Source organism: Streptomyces sp. NPDC050422, assembly GCF_044458665.1.
GTDB lineage: Bacteria > Actinomycetota > Actinomycetes > Streptomycetales > Streptomycetaceae > Streptomyces.
Genome location: NZ_JBITIE010000010.1, coordinates 110,719 through 128,531, shown reverse-complemented (window position 1 = coordinate 128,531; position 17,813 = coordinate 110,719). Strand labels below are relative to the sequence as shown.

Here is a 17,813-nt window from a genome sequence, read left to right as displayed (position 1 = left end):
CTGGGCTCTTATTCGGCAAAGATCCTTGCCGAAGCGGCAAATTCGCACCAGACGACCTTGCCGGGACTCTGCTCATCCACGCCCCACGCATCGGCAAGCGCCGAAACCAGCAGCAGTGCGCGCCCGCTTTCGGCGCCGGGCGGACAGTGCCGGGCGACCGGGACCTCGCCGTCGCCGCTGTCATGCATCTCGATACGGAGCCGGCCGTCACCCCGCTCCCAGTACAGATGCATCCGAAATCCACGCCCCGGCGGCACCCCGTGGACGAATGCGTTGGTGGCGAGCTCACTCACGCAGAGCAGTACGTCGTGGTCCTGGTCCAGAACCACGGCTTCGCGTCGATCGGCGCGAGGTCGCCGCCCACCCCGCCGCCGTGCACATCCGCGACTCCAAGGTCACCGACGGCCCCGTCCTCACCGTCCCCCCGCACGCCTGGTCCGCGTTCCTCGTGGCCGCAAGGTAGACGCCCGCTCGTCACAGCCCGACGCGCAGAGCGCTGACGCGTGCCGCCGCGGCGTCGAAAGCCGTGCCGTCGAGCTTGCCGGACGCCAGGGCGTCGCTCAGCGCGGTCACCGCCTCGTCTCCCTGCGAGACGCTGCGGGACGAGCAGAGCAAGAGGTCCATGCCCGCGGAGGCGGCCGTGACGGCACGCTGCGACGTACTGCCGAAGGACTGGAGGGCACCGGCTTCCAGGCCGTCGGTGATCGTGACGCCGGTGTAGCCGAGCCGGTTACGCAGCTCGCCGACGACGGCCGGGGACAGGCCGGCGGGGCGGCTGGAGTCCAGGGCGGTGTAGATGGCCCAGGACAGCATGACGAGCTTGGCACCGGCGGCGATGGCATCCCGGTACGGCACCTCGTCCACACCGCGGAGGGTGGCCGCAGACGTGGTGAGGGTGACGGATCGGAGATCCGTGTTCTGGCTCGCGGATGCGGGGCCGAGGCCGGGGAAGTGCTTGGCGGTGGCGGCGACACCGGCGCCCTGCTGGGCGGCGATGAAGGCCGCACCGCAACTGGCCACGGCTGCTGCTGACTTGCTGTACGAGCGCTCGTACTGGTCGGTGAAGTCGCCGTCCTTGCGGTAGACGTCGAGGACCGGTGCGAGGTTGACGTTCATGCCGATGCCCGCGAGGTTCATGCCCGCACCGCTGCCGGTGAAGTCGGCCCACTGGTGCGGGTCGGTGGCGGCGCCGACCTCCTTCGCGGACATCACGGGCTCACCGGGCAGGCGGCGGACCAGGCCGCCTTCCTGGTCGGTCATCAGGAGCAGCGGGGCCTTCACGGGGGACGAGGCGTGCGCCGCGTTCATCGACTGGATGACGCTCTCGATCTGGCTCAGGTCCTCGACGTTCTCCCCGAAGAAGATGACGCCGGCCGTGCGGCCCTCCGCGATGGCGTTCATCAGGGAGGCGGGGGGCGTGAGTCCTGGGTAGGAGTGGATGACGCACTGCGCGGCGCGCTGCTGCGGGGTCAGGGCGGCGGCCCGGGGGCGTGAGCCCTCCGGCATACGCACGGCGGCTTCCGAAGCGGTCGCCGCCGGTCCCAGCCCGGCCAGGGCCGCAGCTCCGGCGATCAGGGCGCCGCGCCTGCTGAGAGGTGGTGTCGAGCTCATGACTGACTTGCTCCTTCGTGAACTGTCGTGGAGCCGGGCCGGACCTCGGGAGGGTGGCGGGCCGGAGCAGCCGGGTACAGCCTCTCCGGCCCGCGCACCCTCGTGCGGAAGCCACGCCCCGGAAGGGTCACCGTGGTCCGGCACCCACCGTCACGCGGTGTTGTTGGCCAGCGCCAGCAGGCGGGAGCGGTCACCGTTGAAGCGGTCGCGGTCGACGTCGCCCGCGACTCCGCTCACCGAGCCGGTGGCGCTGTACTGCCAGACCGTCCAGGACGGGAAGCCCGCCGGAATGGTGGGGTTGGCGGCGGAGGTCCAGTGCGCGACCCACAGCGGGGTGAGGGCGGACATGCCGCTCCAGCCACCGGTGCAGGTGTTCCACCAGCTCGGGCTCGTGTAGATCACGACGTCACGACCCGTGCGGGCCTTGTACGTGTTGTAGAAGTCGAGGACCCACTGCCGCATGCTCGCCTGGGAGTAGCCGTAGCAGCTGCCCTCGATGTCCAGCACGCCGGGGAGCGTGAGGTTGTCGCGGGACCAGGCGCCACCATTGCTCGCGAAGAAGTCAGCCTGCGCGGCGCCACCGGAGACGTCCGGCCGCGCGAAGTGGTAAGCGCCCCGGATCACGCCCGCGTTGTAGGCGTTCACGTAGTTGGCGCTGAACGTCGAGTCCTTGTACGTCAGTCCCTCGGTCGCCTTCATCCAGGAGAACTCGATGCCCGCACTGCGGACCGAGCTCCAGTTGATGCTCCCCTGCCAGCCGGAGACGTCGATGCCCTCGGGGTTCGCCTTGAGGCTGGCGTCCGACTGGGCCCCGAGGTGCAGTTGGCGGGTGTCGGGCTTGAAGTCCTTGCCGTCCTGGATGTATCCGACGCCCATGTGCCCCTGGCCGTACGGCACGGGGTTGTCCGGCACGGGCGTCGCCGACGCGGTGCCGGACATCAGGCCGAGCAGCAGCGCTGCGCTCGTGCCGACGACACCAGCCACGGTGAGTCTCTTCTGGGTGGACCTGAGGGAGATGCTCCGGGGGAACACGGTGGCCTCCTGCTTGTGGGGGGATGTGATTCCACGACGGTCTACGCGCGTCAAGTTGTCGGGGACACGACATAGTGAGCCACAGGTGCGCCCGTGCGGTAAATAGCTTTCACCTTTCGTTAGTGGTCTAGACCTACCTGCGTCCTGGTGAGCTGTGCAAACGACCTGCGCTTGAAAGAAATTTTCCGGACTGACGGGCCCCCTGTGCACTCGGTCGCGACGCCGAGCGTCCGCACAGGCCTGCGGCCAACGCATCCAGGGCCGTACGACGGGCTTGACCCTCACACCGCGTCAAGGTCTGAACTCGATGTCGGGCGTGCCCGCCCCCGGGCTTCTCCGCGCTCACGGGGCTGCCGCCGCCCCGCCCCTCGCTTCCTCACCGAACCGAAGAAGACAGGACACCAGTGACGCACTTCATCGGCTCCGGCCCCTACTGTTACGCCAACTCCCTCGCCATGGTCGTCGGCGAGTCGGCCCCGCCCCCGGCTGTCATCGAGGTACTGACCGGTTCGCCGTTCGGGTTCGAGTTGCTCGGCGGCACGCTTCCGCTGTTCGACCCGTACGGCTGGGACCCGGATCACGGCCTGGACGCGGCCATCACCCTGCTCGGCGCGCGCTGCGCACGTACCGCCGGTGGTACGGCCGAGGTTGCCGAGGAGCGGCTGCGGGCGGCGGCCGCTCGTGGCCCCGTGCTGGTCGGTCCCGTCGACATGGGGCTACTCCTTCACCAGCCGGGCACACCCACCACCGATGGCGGCGACCACTTCGTGGCCGTGCTGGAGGTCGACGGCGGCACAGTGGTCTTCCATGACCCGCATGGTCATCCCTTCACGACGCTGCCCGTCGCGGACTTCCTCGTTGCGTGGGAGGCGAAGGCGGTCGGGTACACCGATGCCCCGTACGTGATGCGCGCCGGCTTCGTCCAGGAACGGCAGGTCTCGGCCGAGGACGCTCTGCGGGCGTCGCTGCCCGCCGCCGAGCGGTGGCTGGCGGGGCGCCACGACCGGCCGGTGCCGGCGGGGACGCTCGGGGGCGCCGCCGGGGTGGAGGCGCTGGCCGACCTCGCAGAGGCGGGGCTCGACGCACGGATGCGCGGCTTCCTGGCGCACTTCGCGATCCGGGTCGGCGCCCGCCGGCTCTCCGACGCCGCGCACTGCCTGGACTCGCTGGGGCTGTCCGCAGCGGCGTCCGTCGCGGCCGGGCAGGCGCGGCTGGTCGGCAGCCTCCAGCACCCCGTGGTCACGGGCGACGACCGGGTCGCGGCGGACGGGCTGCGCCGACTGGCTGCGACCTACGAGCGGTTGCGGACCGCGCTCGCGTCCCACCTCGGATGAACCGGTGGACCGGACGGCCAGGGGAACTGTCAGGGGCGTGCGCTGGCGGGACGGCCGCCTGTGACGCGCAGGAGGTCGAGCTTGCCCTCGTCGCTGCTCCCGGACGCCGCCGTGTAGGTGACCATGCGCAGGTCCGCGCCCGGAACGACCAGGACGTCGCAGTCCAGCAGGATGCCGCCGATCTCCGGATGCCGGATCGTCTTGCGGTCGCTGACGTGCTGGGCGGCCGCCGTCTGCGTGGCCCAGTGACGGGCGAAGACCTCGGATTCCTCCCGGAGGCCCTGTACGAGACGATCCAGCCCGCGGTCCGCCGGGTAGCGGGACACGGCGTCCTTGAGGTCGGCGACGATCGACGTCTCGACGGCCTCCTGTCCGCGCTCGGACCGGATGGGATACAGCGAGGCACGCGCGGCGCCGTGGCCGAACAGGGCGCGCGCGAGGTTCCGTTCAGCAGCCGGGAGAGCGGCGGGGTCGCCGTGCAGGGCGCTCCACAGGGTGTTCCACCACACCAGGGTCCAGTCGGCGGTGAACAACCCGATCGGGACGTCGCCCAGGCGCGCGGCCAGCCGCTGGATCCCCGGGGGTACATGGGTGCTGACCGTGCCGTCCTGCGGCGGAAGCAGTCCGGCGCTGCGGTACAGCCGGTCGCGCTCGGGCCGGGACAGCTGAAGGGCCCGGGAGAGGGCGCCTACGACCTGGGCCGAGGGATTCTTCGCGCGTGACTGCTCCAGGCGCAGAACGTAGTCGACCGAGAGCCCGGCCAGCTGCGCGAGCTCCTCGCGGCGCAGCCCCGGGGCGCGGCGGCCGGCCGCCGCGGTGAGGCCGGCGTCGGCCGGGGGGAGGCGGTCGCGCCAGGCACGCAGGAGTGCACCGAAGGTGGAGCGGGGAGCAGCCATGGGTCCATTGTCGCCGCTCGACGCCCGGCGAGCCTGGGTACTGCCGGTCCTAGTGACGAGGACGGCACTGGTTGGCGCCGTCGTGAGAGGCGACCGTGGTGATGCGCCCGGTCCCGGGCGCACATCGGCTGACCAGCAAAGGGGCCTCCCATGCGCCACACCATCGTGATGACGGGCGCGAGCCGCGGCCTCGGCCGCGTCGCCGCAGCGCACATCCTGCGCCGGTCGCCCGACGCGCACCTCCTCGTCGTAGCCCGCGGATCCTCCGGCGCGCCGCTGGCCGCGGAGCTGAGGGAGGGCGGACACACGGTCTCGTACGTCTCGGCGGACCTCGGCTCGCTGGACAGCGTCCGGTCGGCCGCCACCGAGATCCGCGGGCGGCTGGATCGGGGTGAGCTGCCGCCGCTGCGCGGCTTCGTGGGCAACGCGGGCACGCAGTACACGAACGCGATGACCGAGGGGCCCGACGGGTTCGAGTCGACGTTCACGATCAACGTGCTCGCCAACCACCTGTTCGTCCGCCTGCTCCAGGACCGGTTCGTGGCTCCCGCCCGGATCGTGATCACCGCCAGCGACACCCACTTCGGGGACTTCAAGCACAACATGGGCATGGTGCCCGGTCCGGCGTGGAAGTCCCCGGACGTCCTCGCCCGTCCGGGCGCCTTCCCCCGGCCGGACACCGTGGCCGGTGGGCGTACCGCGTACTCCACGAGCAAGCTGGCCGCGATCTATCTGGTTCACGCGTACGCACGCCGGCTGCCGGCCGGGATCGACGCCGTGGCCTACAACCCGGGGTTCGTCCCCGGCACCGGCCTCACCCGGAACGCGGGCCCCGCCTCCCGGTTCGCGATGCGCCGCATCCTGCCGGTCATGGCCCTCACCCCCTTCGCGACCGGCCGCCGTGCAGCCGGGCGCTACCTCGCCGACGTCGTCCTCGGTACGACCCAGGCGCCGACCGGGTCCTATGTCGACCGCACCCGTGCGACCCGGTCGTCGGAGGAGTCCTACGACCCCCAGCGCGAGGGCGAGCTCTGGGACACCGTCGAACGGTTCACCGCGGCGCACGCCACCTGAGCTGTGGACCCTTCGGGCTCAGGCCGCGCCGCGCGTCGCCGCCAGATGGATGCGGCGGGTCGGGATCTCGTCGTCGTACGCCTCGCGAACCGTGCAGTCGTCGACGCGGAAGCCGGCGTCCCCGGCCGCCGTGCGGAGCTCGTACGCCGTGAACTCCGCCCAGTAGACGCGCAGATCACCGCCGAGCGGATCATTGATCACCTCGTCGCCGCTCCCTTCCTTGGCCACGATCAGCAGCTGCCCGCCGGGGCGGAGTACCGCAGCCCACGAGGTGAGCGTGGTGGCCAGGTCCCTCTTGGGCTGATCGTGGAGCGAGTAGTACGAGACCAGCCCGTCCAGCCGCTCCTCCGCGATGTCCCGCTGGTCCATGACCGCAAATCGACAGCCGGGCTTCTCCTGCCGCGCGAGGGCGACGCAGCGCGGTGAGAGGTCGATACCCAGGACGTCGAGACCACGGACGGCCAGCAGTTCCGTCACATGGCCGCAGGGCCCGCACCCGGCGTCGTACACCCTGCCGCCCTCGCCGACTCGCCCGGCGAACGCGCGGAGCATCTCGCGGTCGAAGGGCTTGCCGTCCAACTCGTCGCGGAACAGCCGGAGATAGCGGTCGGCGCGAGCGTTCCACGTGCGGACGACGTCGGCGGCGCTGCCGGGCTCCGGCATGGATGAGAGTGCGTCCGGCATGGTCACAATCCAGTGAGGTGGCGTCTGACGGGCCGGCTACTCATCAGGCGGGAGGCGGAAGCCCTCCGGCGGCGCGCCGTCGACGAACAGCATCCCCACCCGGGCTTTGCCCTCACGTATCTCCCGGGCACTCCGGTACTCGGGAGAGTCGTACCACTGCCGGATCCGGTCCATGTCGGGAAACTCGATGACCATGAACCGGGAGGAGTCCCAGCTGCCTTCGACGGCCTCGGGCGTGGGGCCCGCGACCAGGTAGCGGCCGCCGTGGCCGAGGATGGTCTTCCGGGCGGCGGCGGCATAGGCCAGGCCGGCCTCCTCGTCGAGCACATCGACGTTGACGATGACGTAAGCGGACACCTGATTCCCCGTTCGTTGGCGTGGCGTGCACTGAAGACACGGTCACCGTACGAACCGTTGACCACCGACGGCCAACCGGTCCCGCACTCGATCGAGTGGACGTTCCGTCCTGTAGAGGTGGTTTGCGGGATAAGTCACCTCCCGGGCGCGATCATTCGAGCCGTGATCTCAACCAACCGGACGGCACGCCGTCCCAAGTCCCCCTTCATCGCCGGGCTCGGCTCACTCGCCGTGCTGACCCTGCTCCCGGCGACCCCGGCGGCGGCCGCACCGTCGGCCGACGTGACGCCGCAGGCGGCAGGATTCTCCTCACCCCGTGCCGTGACCGCGTCCGAGCGCAGGACCGCCGCGTACCTCGATTCGCTGCAGGGCCGGCCCGGGAGGCTGAAGGCCTTCTTCGCCGCCCTGCCCAAGGGGGGCGACCTCCACAACCACCTGTCGGGTGCGGTCACCACCGAGTACCTGATCAGGCTCGCGGGCGAGAAGGGCCTGTGCATCGACGCGACAATGACGGCCGTCGCGCCGCCCTGCGGTCCCGGCACGCGGCCCGCCGCCGACGCGCGGACGGACAGCCGATTCCGGCAGAGAATCGTCCGGGCCTGGTCCATGCAGGACTTCCCGGCCGACGAGTCCGGGCACGACCACTTCTTCGACACGTTCGGCAAGTTCGGCCTGGCGACGTCCGACCGGGGCAAACTGCTGGCCAATGTGGCCAACACCGTGGTGGAGCAGAACCAGTTCTACCTGGAGACGATGGTCACCCCGGCGTCGGACAGCTCCAAGAAGCTTGCCGACGCGGTGGGTTACGACGCCGACCTGGCGGCGTTGCACCGCAAGCTCCTGGCCGGCGGGCAGCTCGACCGGGTCGTGAACGAGGCGGTGCGGGAGGCCGACGACGCCAACGCCCAGTTCCGGGCGACCGCGCACTGCGGCACGAAGCGCCCCGACCCGGGCTGCCGGCTGCCCGTCCGCTGGATCTCCCAGGTCTCCCGGGGCAGCTCCCCGGCACGGGTGTTCACGCAGATGGCGGTCGGCATGCGGCTGGCGGAGCGCGATCCGAGGTTCGTCGCCGTCAACCTCGTACAGCCCGAGGACGGGGAGAGCGCGCTCAGCAACTACAGCCTCCAGATGCGGATGCTGAAGTACCTGCGCGGCCAGTACCCGGGCGCCCACCTCACCCTGCACGCCGGCGAGCTGGCTCCCGGTCTCGTCAAGCCCGAGGACCTGACCTTCCACATCCGCGAGGCCGTCCTCGTCGCCGGAGCCGAACGCATCGGGCACGGCGTCGACCTGGTCCACGAGGACGACTGGCGGCAGCTCGCCCGGACCATGGCGCGGCGCCAGGTCGCGGTCGAGGTGCCGTTCTCCAGCAACAAGCAGATCCTCGGCATCGCGGGAGCCGACCACCCGTTCAACGCCTACCGCCGCTACGGCGTGCCGGTCGTCCTGTCCACCGACGACCCGGGCGTCTCGCGGATCAACGTCAGCCATGAGTACCAGTACGCCGCCCGGACGTACAGCCTCTCCTACACCGAGCTGAAGGACCTGGCGCGCGCCTCGCTGGAGTACGCGTTCCGTGACGGCCGCAGCCTGTGGGCCGCCGGTTCCGCCCCCTCCGGCTACCGGGCTGTCCCTGCCTGCGCCGACAGCCGGCCCGGCAGTGCTCACCCGGGCGCCCGCTGTGCCCGCTATCTCGCCGACAACCCGAAGGCCGCGACGCAGTGGCGTCAGGAGACGGCCTTCGCCGCCTTCGAGCGCGACCACGCCGGCCGCCGCTGACCCGAGGCCCGCGTCGTGAGGGGTGCGGGGCCGTGGCCCCGCACCCCTCCTACGCCTACGCCTTCGCCACCGTCCGGTACGTGCACACCTGCACGCCCGCGTCACTCGTGGCGTGCGAGACCAGTTCCAGCGTGCGCAGCCCGCCGTCCTCAGGGAAGATCGACTTTCCGCCGCCGAGCAGCACCGGCATGATCACGAGCCGGAGTTCGTCGACGAGCCCCTCGCTCAGCAGGCTGCGTACGAGCGTGGGGCTGCCCATCACCAGCAGGTCGCCGCCGTCCTTCTCGCGCAGTTCCTGGATGCGGGAGGCGAACTTCTCGCCGGGGATGCGCTCCGTGTTGTTCCACGTCAGTTCGTCGTCGCCCAGGGTGCCGGTCACGACGTACTTCTCGATCGCGTTCATCCGGTCGGCGAACGGATCACCGGCCCGCTCGGGCCATGCCCCGGCCATCGTCTGCCAGGTGCGGCGGCCGAACAGGAGAGCTTCGGCCCCGTTCATCGAGTCGCTGAAGGATCCGCCCACGACCTCCGGGTCGAAGAACGGGTGCGACCAGCCTCCGTGGGTGAAGCCGCCGTCCGTGTCCTCCTCGGCACCGCCCGGCGCCTGTACGACGCCGTCCAGGCTGATGAACTCGCTGATGACGATGCGCATGTGACGTGCTCCTCGGCTGCAGATCAGGTGTACGGGAAGAGAGACTGCCACGCGGCCCGGAAGTCATCGACGAATGTCCTAGGGCGTGTTTCGAAAGTAGCGCCGTCCGCCCGGCGGGCGGGCCGGGCGGCGTCTGGTGCGTGCGATCGCAAGGCGCCGGGAAGTCCTCGTAGCGGAGCTACCAGGGCTTTTCGGCAACGCCGCGAGCAATGGGGTCTCCCCTGCTCGAGCGAAGCCGAGAGCTCGGGGAAGTGCCAGACGCCGCCCGGCAGGCGGGACTTTCGAAACACGCCCTAGAAGCTTCCGCCCCCGAAGTCGCCTCCACCACCGAAGCCTCCGCCGTCACCGAACCCGCCGCCTCCCCCGTCGCCGAAACCGCCCCCGCCGAACCCGGACGAGTCGAAGTCGGAGCCGGAGACGTCGCCGCCGGAGAAGTCACCACCGCCGAAGTCGCCTCCGCCGTACTCCGCCGCGTACGCCGGGGTCGAGAGCATCGAGCCGAGCATGGTGCCGACCAGCAGTCCCGGGAGCAGGCCGCCGCCGAAGTAGCCGCCCGCCCACGGGCCGTAGGCCGGGCCGGCCTCCCAGTACGGGCGGCGGCTGCCGTCGCCCACGTCGACGGTGCGGCTCATCGGGTCCTCGCCGCGCTGCAGCCGTACCTCGTCGGCGCCGCAGACCGGGACCTCGCGGGCCGTGCCGCCCGAGGGGGTCCAGCGGACGTCGGCGACCGAGGGGCCGTGGCGCGGGTCGAAGAAGCAGGGCGGGCGGCGGGCGGGGAGCTCGCCACCGCCGCGGCGGGCCTCCAGGACCGCGAGCGAGTAGCGCCCGTCCTCGAGGGCCTGGGTGACTCCGCGCACGTCCGAGGGGTGCCGGGCCTGGGCCATACGGGACTTGGCGGTCTCGTAGGAGTCGAGCGCGCTTTCGTAGTCGGCGCGCATCGTGTCGTCGGCGCCCGGCTCCGCGGGGTGGAAGTCGAGCCGGTCCAGGGTCTCCCCGTAGGCCGTGATGTCCTCGTCGACGACGACCCGGAGCTTGTCCAGGGCGGCCTGCTCCTCGGCCTCCTTGCGCTTCCGGTTGCGGCGCACGATCGTGTACGCCCCCGCGCCGCCGAGGACCACCACCGCGCCGATCGCGATCAGCCCGGGAGCGGCCGAGCCGGTGCGGGAGGAGTTGCCGCCGCCCCAGGAGCCGGGGGCGTGGCCCCGGGCCTGCTCCACGGCACGGTCGACGAAGGCGTTCAGCTGGGTGGCGGCGGACGTGTCCGCGCCGGGGGTCTTCACGGCAGCGGTGAGGTTCTGGACCGCCTGCCGCGACATCACCTGTGGATCGGCGCCCGCGTTGAAGCCGTCGCCGAGGCGGATCGCGTAGACGCCGGTGATCCCGGTGTCCGTGCGCAGGGTGCGCAGCACGCTGTCCGCGGGGAAGGCGGAGCTCTGCGGCAGCACGGCCACGAAGACCGGCTTGTCGGCGTCCTTGATCTTCTTCGTCAGGGCGGCTGCCTGGTTCCGGGAGAGCTGGGAGGCCGCTGCCGGATCGACGTACACCGGGCTCTTGCGCAGGGCCTGGGCGACCTCGTCGACGGTGGAGGCGCCGGTGGCGGCCGGTACGGCCGGTGCGGCGGGAGCGGCGGGAGCGGCGGGGGCCAGGAGCAGGGCGGCCGCCGACAGCAGGAGGAGGAGCCCCGCCAGGAATGCCGGGACCAGGAAGGCTGGGAACGCTCTGTTCCGCATACTTCGACGCTAACCCAGACGGGTGAGAAATGCGTGGCGGGCGGGGGGGCGGCACCTTCGCCGCCCACCCGCCGCGCTCGCGCCTCAGACGGCCCGGTACGCCGCCCTCAGCTTGGCCACCGCACCGGTCAGGTCACCGGTGAGCAGCAGGTGGTCGGCGTCGGCGAACGGCTTGGAGACCGCTTCCGTCAGCTTCCCGCCGGTCTTCTGCTGGACCAGCAGCCGGGCCTGGCCGACGATGGTGCGGCCCACGTCCGTCCGGCCGAGGCCTGTCCTCTCCGCGACCTGGGCGGCCAGCGCGAGTGCGCCGAGCGTGAGCTCGCCGCCGGCCGGGGGCTTCTTCAGGGTGGTGAGGCCCCAGCCGTACGGGAACTGCGGGTCGTATGCCGCGTCGCCCACGTTGATCGGCAGCTGCGACACGGACTTCGGCCAGGTGACCGGCAGCTGCCCGGTGAAGGCCCGCTTGCCGAAGAGCACGTCGGCCACACCGTCGCCCTCGGTGCCCGGCAGCCAGGAGGCCACCAGGGCGTCGATGTCGCCGAGCCGGTCGCCGATGAGCTGGGGGCGGCCCGAGACGATCAGGACGGCGCACTTCATCGCGGCGCAGACCTTGTCGACCGCTGCCTTGTCGGCGGCGGACAGCTCCAGGTCGTGGCCGTTGCCGACGTCGCCGATGCCCTCCGCGTACGGGGTCTCTCCGACGACCACGACGCCGACGTCGTAACCGTCCGTGGCGGCCGATGCGTCCTTGGAGTACGTGACCGAGGCCGCGTCCTTCTTCATGGCCGACAGGATCGTGGTGCCCGGGGTGATGTTGCCGGACGAGCCCTGCCAGCTGACGGTCCAGCCGCCGGCCTGGTTTCCGATGTCGTCGGCGTTGGAGCCGGCGACGTACACCTTCTGTGCGGACTTCAGCGGCAGGACGCCGCCGTCGTTCTTCAGCAGCACCTGGGACTTGGCGGCGGCCTCGCGGGCCACGGCACGGTGTTCGGCCGAGCCGACCTTGTCGAGGTTGGACGTGTCGGCGTACGGCTTCTCGAACAGGCCCAGCTTGAACTTCTGCGTCAGGATGCGGGTGACGGCGTCGTCGATCCGGGCCTGCGTGATGCGGCCCGCGGTGACCTCGTCCTGGAGCGTCTTCGTGAAGTCCTTGTACGCCGTCGGCACCATGATCATGTCGAGTCCGGCGTTGACGGAGGTGCGGACGTCGCTCGCGTAGTCGCCGGGGATCTGGTCGATCGCCTGCCAGTCGCTGATGACGAAGCCGTCGAAGCCCATCCGGTCCTTCAGTACACCGTTGATCATCTCGGCGTTGGCGTGCATCTTCACCGGGCCCTCGTCGTCCCCGAGGATGTCGAGCGAGGAGTACGACGGCATGACCGTGCCGACCCCGCGCTTGACGGCCTCGGTGAACGGGGCGAGGTGCACCGCTTCGAGCTCCTGCCGGGTGACCTTCGTGACGCCCTGGTCGATGGGGTACGAGCCGGTGGTCGAGGAGCCGTACTCCGTACCGCCGTCGCCGACGTAGTGCTTGGCGGTGGCCAGCACCTTGTCGTTGCGGTCCAGGTCCTTGCCGGAGGCCGCACCCTGCATGCCCTGGATCACGGTCTCCAGGGACTCCACGAGTGCCGGGTCCTCCCCGTACGCCTCGTAGGCGCGGCCCCAGCGGTCGTCGCGCGAGACGCAGAGGCAGGGGGCGAAGTCCCACGGGATGCCGGTGGCGCGCACCTCGTTCGCGGTGACGGCGCCGGTCTTCTCGACCGTCTTCGGGTCACGGGTCGCACCGAGGCCGACGTTGTGCGGCATGATCGTCGAGCCGATCACGTTGTTGTGGCCGTGCACCGCGTCCACGCCGTAGATCAGCGGGATCTGGAAGCGGGTCGCCTGGGCGCGCAGCTGGTAGGCGTCGACCATCTTGGCCCACGCCGCAGGGGTGTTGGGCGTGGGGACGGAGCCGCCGCCGGAGAGCAGCGAGCCGAGGTCGTACGTGGCGATGTCACCCTGCGAGGAGAGCGCGTTGCGCTCCGCCTGCGTCATCTGGCCGGCCTTCTCGGCGGGCGACATCCGGGCGAGCAGGTCGGCGACCCGCTTCTTCACCGGCAGTTTCGGGTTCTGGTAGGGCAGCCCGTGGGCGTCGATGACGACCTGCGGGTTCTCCTTCGGCGGCTTGGCGCCGGTGACGGTGAGTTCGAGCGGGACCGTCTTCGCGGAGGCGGCGCCGGCGATCTTCTTCGTGGTGACCAAGACGCGGTGCGTGGCGCCGGAGGCGGTCCCCGCGGGGAAGGTGTACGTGCCGCTGACCGGGGTGTAGTCGGTGCCGGACCCGCCGCTGCCGCCCTTGGTCTCGTACGCGACGGTGACGGGCTCCTCCAGCGGGAGCGAACCGGTGGTGGCGACGGAGAGGCCGATGTCGGCGGTCTCGCCCTGCTTGACGGGGTGCACGGCAGCGTCGGTGACGACGCTCGCCTTCAGGGCGGCGTCGGCCTTCCCGTACAGCTCCATGCCGTCGATGGCGAAGGAGCCGGGGGCGCCCGGCGGCAGGGTGAGGGCGTAGCCCCACATCTCGTCGAGTCCGAGCACCTGGTCGATGCCGCCGACGGGCTGGTAGTCGCCGCGGTAGGTGAAGTCGGCGAACGGAATCTCGACCTGGTGCCAGCCCTCCCAGTCGTCGGTGAAGGAGGTGGTCCAGAGCTCGGAGGCCTCGCCGTTGGCGCCGCCGTCCTTGATCTCGAAGCTGATCTTCTTGCCCGAACCGGGGGGCAGGGGCGCGGTGTTCTGTCCGTACCACCAGAAGCGGATGCCCTTGTGGGCGGACCAGTCGTGGGCCGGCTGGTCGGCGGCGTAGTCGTGGCTGAGGCCGCCGTAGCCGCTGATGTCGTAGGTGCCTTCGAGGACCTTGGCGCCCTCGGGGGCATCCGCGCGTTCCTTCAGGGACAGGGTGGGCGGGTCGTCGGCGTCGCCGCCCCAGGTGAAGATGCCCTCGGCGGGCTGGGTCGCGAACGGGACCTCGCCCTCGAACCGGTCGATGGCGACGGGGGCCGGTTCGTCGGCCGCGACGGGCGCCGCCGCGCTGGGGACGGCCCCGGCGAGCAGGCCGGCCAGGACGGTGGCGGCGGCCAGTGCGGCGGTCGCGGGTCTCGCCCGGCGACGGGTGCGTGGTGGCATGTGCGGCTCCTTCGTACGGTTGCTGCGGCGAGGGGTACGGGAGTGCGGGTGGGGCGGCTACGCGCCGCGGGTGAGGCGGATGGTGTCGCGGTACCACTTGGCGCTGTCCTTGAGCGTCCGGCCTTGCGTGTCGTAGTCCACGCGGACGATGCCGAAGCGCTTGTCGTAGCCGTAGGACCACTCGAAGTTGTCCATCAGCGACCAGGCGAAGTAGCCCCGGACGTCGGCCCCTTGGGCGCGGGCGTCGGCGACGGCGGCGATGTGGTCGGCGAGATACGTGGTGCGGTCGGCGTCGTGGATCTCGCCGTCCGCGGAGACGGTGTCGTCGAACGCGGCACCGTTCTCGGTGATGACCGTCGGGAGGCCGTAGTCCTTCTCCAGCCGGACCAGCAGGTCGGTGAGGGCAGTGGGGGTGATCTCCCAGTCCATGGCGGTGCGCGGCAGGTCACGCTCGACGACGCGGGTGACGGGCAGGCCGTCGGTGTCGGTCGTCGCGCCGTCCTCGGTGACGCCGGAGAAGAGCGAGCCCCGGTAGAAGTTGACGCCGAGGACGTCGAGCGGGGTGGAGATGGCCGCCAGGTCGCCTTCCTGGACGGGGAGTTCGATGCCCTGGGCGGCGAGGTCGGTGACGATGTCCTCGGGGTAGGCGCCCTTGACGACGGGGTCCAGGTAGAGGCGGGCGCCGAGTCCGTCGGCGCGGCGGCAGGCCTCGGCGTCCTCGTGGCTGTCGGTCTCGGGGGTGGCGGTGCCCAGGTTGAGGGTGATGCCGAGTTCGAGTTCGTTGCCGCGTGCGGCGGACTGTTCGCGCAGGTACTGCGAGGCGAGGCCGTGGCCCAGGAGCAGGTGGTGGACCGCGTGGATCGCCTCGCCGAAGTCCTTCCGGCCGGGGGCCTGGTTGCCGTACGCGTAACCGAGCATCGCCGAGCACCACGGCTCGTTCAGCGTGGTCCAGTGCTTCACCCGGTCGCCCAGGGCGTCGTAGGCGAGGGCGGCGTACTCGGCGAAGCGGTAGGCGGTGTCGCGGGCCGGCCAGCCGCCCGCGTCCTCCAGCTCCTGCGGGAGGTCCCAGTGGTAGAGCGTGATCCACGGGGTGACGCCCTTGTCCTCCAGCTCGTCGACCAGGCGCTTGTAGAAGTCCAGGCCCTTCGCGTTGGCGGGGCCCCGCCCGCCGGGCTGGATGCGGGGCCAGGCCAGCGAGAAGCGGTACGTGTCGACGCCCAGGCCGGCGATCAGCGAGACGTCCTCGGGCATCCGGTGGTAGTGGTCACAGGCCACGTCGCCGTTCTCGCCGCGGACGACCATGCCCGGCACCCTGCAGTACGTGTCCCAGATCGACGGTGTTCTGCCGTCCTCGGCCGCCGCTCCCTCGATCTGGTAGGCGGCTGTGGCGACGCCCCAGCGGAAGTCGGCGGGCAGACCGGGTACGGCCCGGGCGGCGAGCTCGCGGGCGTAGGCCTGGGAGGTGACGAGGTTCATGGTTCTCCTGTGGTGTGCGTGGCGTACGGCGGCGCTACGAGCGGGCGGCGGCCGGGGCTTCCTTGTGGAGCCAGCAGGCCACCGAGCGGGAGCCGTCGCCTCCGTCCGGCGCCGCGAGCACCGGGACGTGGGTGTCGCAGCCCGCGACCTTCTTGCCGCAGCGGGGGTGGAAGGCGCAGCCGGCCGGCATCGCGGACAGGTGCGGGGGCGAGCCCGGGATGCCGCTGAGTTCGCGGCGGGGGCCGTGCAGCGCGGGGAAGGAGTGCAGCAGTCCGTCGCTGTACGGGTGGCGGGGGTCGCGGTAGATGTCGGACGCTCCGGCCTCCTCGACGATCCGGCCGCCGTACATGATCGCGATGCGGTCGGAGAACTCGATGAGGAGGGAGATGTCATGCGTGATGAAGACGACGGAGAAGCCGAGTTCCTCGCGGAGCTCGACCAGCCGGCGCAGGATCTGGCGCTGCATGACGACGTCGAGTGCGGTCGTGGGCTCGTCCATGATGACGATCTCGGGCTCCAGGGCGAGGGCCATCGCGATCATCACGCGCTGGCGCATGCCGCCGGAGAGCTGGTGCGGGTAGGCGCCGAGCCGGTCGGCGGAGATGCCGACCAGGTTGAGCAGCTCCTCGGCCCGCGCCGTCCGTTCGCTCTTCTTCATCTCCGGGCGGTGGGCCTGGAGTACGTCGGTGAGCTGGCTGTGGACCGTGTGCACCGGGTTGAGGGAGTTCATCGCGCCCTGGAAGACGATCGACAGCTCCTGCCAGCGGAAGGCGCGCAGTTCGGGCGCCGACAGGGTGAGCAGGTCGAGCACCTCGCCGCCCGGCCGGTGGTAGTGGACCTCGCCGCCGGTGATCACGCCGGGCGGGGAGAGCAGCCGGGTGACGGCGTAGGCCAGGGTCGACTTGCCGGAGCCCGACTCGCCCGCGAGGCCGAGGACTTCGCCGCGGTGCAGGGTGAGGTCGATGTCGCGCAGCGCGTGTACGGCGTCGGCGCCGGTCCCGTAGTCCACGTTGAGGCCGCTGATGGTAAGGACGGGCTCGCTCATGGGCGGGGCTCCTTCTTGGACGTGCCGGTACGGGCCACGGGGGTGAAGCCGACGCGCATCCGGACCTTCCGGGAGCCGCCGGTCTCGGTGCGCAGGCGCGGGTTGACGAACTCGTCGATGCCGAAGTTGATGAGGGCGAGCGACATGCCGAGCAGTGCGATGCAGAGCCCGGCCGGGACGAACCACCACCAGGCGCCCTGGGCCAGTGCCTGGTTGGACTGCGCCCAGAAAAGGACGGTCCCCCAGTTCCAGTTGGAGATGTCGGCGACGCCGATGAAGGCGAGCGTGATCTCGGAGAGGATCGCGAAGATGACGGTGCCGACGAAACCGGAGGCGATGACGGCGGTCAGGTTCGGCATCACCTCGAAGAAGATGATCCGCCAGGTCGACTCACCGGTGGCGCGGGCCGCCTCGACGTAGTCCCTGCGGCGCAGCGAGAGCGTCTGGGCGCGGAGCACCCGGGCGCCCCAGGCCCACGAGGTGAGGGCGATGACGGCCGCGATCAGGAGGTCGCCCGTGTCGGAGACGAAGCTGGCGATGATGATGATCAGCGGCAGTCCGGGGATCACCAGGAAGACGTTGGAGAGCAGCGAGAGCACCTCGTCGGCGGTGCCGCCGAGGAAGCCTGCGCTGACGCCGATCAGCACGGAGAGGATCGTGGCGATGATGCCGGCGATGAATCCGACGACGAGGACGCCGCGGGTGCCGACCAGGATCTGCGAGAGCACGTCCTGACCGGTCTGCGTGGTGCCGAACCAGTGGGATCCGGAGGGCGGCTGGAGCAGTTCGCTGCTCATCGTGTCGGGGTCGTACGGGGCGATCCACGGGCCGATGACGGCGATCAGCATGAAGAAGAGCAGGATGCAGAGCCCGACGACGGTCTTGCGGCCGCGCAGGAAGCGGAACCTGCGCTTGCTCGCTGCGGGGGTCTCGGTCGCGTCGAGTACGGCGACTTCGGTGGCGGTGACGGCCATGAGC

General features: G+C 71.1%; 15 protein-coding genes and 1 pseudogene. 4 read left to right on the top strand and 12 right to left on the bottom strand.

Features of this window, described 5'->3' with window-relative positions:
* Positions 1-8: 8 nt before the first annotated feature.
* Positions 9-329, bottom strand: a complete 321-nt coding sequence (locus tag ACIBJG_RS17380) for an ATP-binding protein (RefSeq protein WP_399308383.1) — start codon at positions 327-329, stop codon at positions 9-11.
* A 20-nt stretch (positions 330-349) separates the two neighbouring features.
* On the opposite strand from ACIBJG_RS17380, the pseudogene ACIBJG_RS17375 reads away from it, so the two are divergent.
* Positions 350-463: pseudogene (locus ACIBJG_RS17375) on the top strand (DUF397 domain-containing protein); the annotation flags it as partial.
* A gap of 11 nt (positions 464-474) precedes the next feature.
* On the opposite strand, the gene ACIBJG_RS17370 reads toward ACIBJG_RS17375, so the two are convergent.
* Complete coding sequence (locus tag ACIBJG_RS17370) at positions 475-1,611, bottom strand: glycoside hydrolase family 3 N-terminal domain-containing protein (RefSeq protein ID WP_399308382.1); 1,137 nt, start codon at positions 1,609-1,611, stop codon at positions 475-477.
* Between the two features lie 150 nt (positions 1,612-1,761).
* Positions 1,762-2,643, bottom strand: coding sequence for a GH25 family lysozyme (locus ACIBJG_RS17365; protein WP_399308381.1), 882 nt, complete (start codon positions 2,641-2,643; stop codon positions 1,762-1,764).
* Positions 2,644-3,047: 404 nt separating this feature from the next.
* Here ACIBJG_RS17365 and ACIBJG_RS17360 point away from each other — a divergent pair, with 404 nt between their 5' ends.
* A complete protein-coding gene (locus tag ACIBJG_RS17360; RefSeq protein WP_399308380.1) occupies positions 3,048-3,977 on the top strand; it encodes a hypothetical protein in 930 nt (309 codons plus the stop codon).
* Between the two features lie 29 nt (positions 3,978-4,006).
* Here ACIBJG_RS17360 and ACIBJG_RS17355 read toward each other — a convergent pair whose 3' ends face one another.
* Positions 4,007-4,873, bottom strand: a complete 867-nt coding sequence (locus ACIBJG_RS17355) for a helix-turn-helix domain-containing protein (protein ID WP_399308379.1) — start codon at positions 4,871-4,873, stop codon at positions 4,007-4,009.
* 150 nt (positions 4,874-5,023) lie between these two features.
* On the opposite strand from ACIBJG_RS17355, the gene ACIBJG_RS17350 reads away from it, so the two are divergent.
* The gene (locus tag ACIBJG_RS17350) at positions 5,024-5,947 is read left to right on the top strand and encodes an SDR family NAD(P)-dependent oxidoreductase (protein WP_399308378.1); all 924 of its coding nucleotides are present in this window, start codon (positions 5,024-5,026) and stop codon (positions 5,945-5,947) included.
* Positions 5,948-5,965: 18 nt separating this feature from the next.
* Here the strand turns inward: ACIBJG_RS17350 and ACIBJG_RS17345 are convergent, their stop codons facing one another.
* Together ACIBJG_RS17345 and ACIBJG_RS17340 are read right to left on the bottom strand one after the other, a co-directional pair.
* On the bottom strand, positions 5,966-6,631 hold the full coding sequence (locus ACIBJG_RS17345; RefSeq protein ID WP_399308377.1) for a class I SAM-dependent methyltransferase: 666 nt from the start codon (positions 6,629-6,631) through the stop codon (positions 5,966-5,968).
* 36 nt (positions 6,632-6,667) lie between these two features.
* A complete protein-coding gene (locus tag ACIBJG_RS17340) occupies positions 6,668-6,988 on the bottom strand; it encodes a DUF1330 domain-containing protein (RefSeq protein ID WP_399308376.1) in 321 nt (106 codons plus the stop codon).
* Positions 6,989-7,150: 162 nt separating this feature from the next.
* On the opposite strand from ACIBJG_RS17340, the gene ACIBJG_RS17335 reads away from it, so the two are divergent.
* The gene (locus tag ACIBJG_RS17335; RefSeq protein ID WP_399308375.1) at positions 7,151-8,767 is read left to right on the top strand and encodes an adenosine deaminase; all 1,617 of its coding nucleotides are present in this window, start codon (positions 7,151-7,153) and stop codon (positions 8,765-8,767) included.
* A gap of 55 nt (positions 8,768-8,822) precedes the next feature.
* On the opposite strand, the gene ACIBJG_RS17330 is transcribed toward ACIBJG_RS17335, so the two are convergent.
* The 6 genes from ACIBJG_RS17330 to ACIBJG_RS17305 all read right to left on the bottom strand — a co-directional run bounded on the left by ACIBJG_RS17330 (position 8,823) and on the right by ACIBJG_RS17305 (position 17,809).
* Positions 8,823-9,419 carry a dihydrofolate reductase family protein gene (locus tag ACIBJG_RS17330; protein ID WP_399308374.1) on the bottom strand — a complete coding sequence of 199 codons (597 nt, stop codon included), beginning with the start codon at positions 9,417-9,419 and terminating at the stop codon, positions 8,823-8,825.
* A 293-nt stretch (positions 9,420-9,712) separates the two neighbouring features.
* On the bottom strand, positions 9,713-11,149 hold the full coding sequence (locus ACIBJG_RS17325; RefSeq protein WP_399308373.1) for a hypothetical protein: 1,437 nt from the start codon (positions 11,147-11,149) through the stop codon (positions 9,713-9,715).
* 84 nt (positions 11,150-11,233) lie between these two features.
* Positions 11,234-14,314: a glycoside hydrolase family 3 N-terminal domain-containing protein gene (locus ACIBJG_RS17320; RefSeq protein WP_399308372.1), complete on the bottom strand. Its 3,081-nt coding sequence runs from the start codon at positions 14,312-14,314 to the stop codon at positions 11,234-11,236.
* 57 nt (positions 14,315-14,371) lie between these two features.
* Positions 14,372-15,790, bottom strand: coding sequence for a GH1 family beta-glucosidase (locus tag ACIBJG_RS17315; protein ID WP_399308371.1), 1,419 nt, complete (start codon positions 15,788-15,790; stop codon positions 14,372-14,374).
* Between the two features lie 34 nt (positions 15,791-15,824).
* The gene (locus ACIBJG_RS17310; RefSeq protein ID WP_399308370.1) at positions 15,825-16,835 is read right to left on the bottom strand and encodes an ABC transporter ATP-binding protein; all 1,011 of its coding nucleotides are present in this window, start codon (positions 16,833-16,835) and stop codon (positions 15,825-15,827) included.
* On the bottom strand, positions 16,832-17,809 hold the full coding sequence (locus ACIBJG_RS17305) for an ABC transporter permease (RefSeq protein ID WP_399308369.1): 978 nt from the start codon (positions 17,807-17,809) through the stop codon (positions 16,832-16,834). Before ACIBJG_RS17305 ends, ACIBJG_RS17310 begins: the two co-directional genes overlap by 4 nt.
* Between the last annotated feature and the right edge of the window lie 4 nt (positions 17,810-17,813).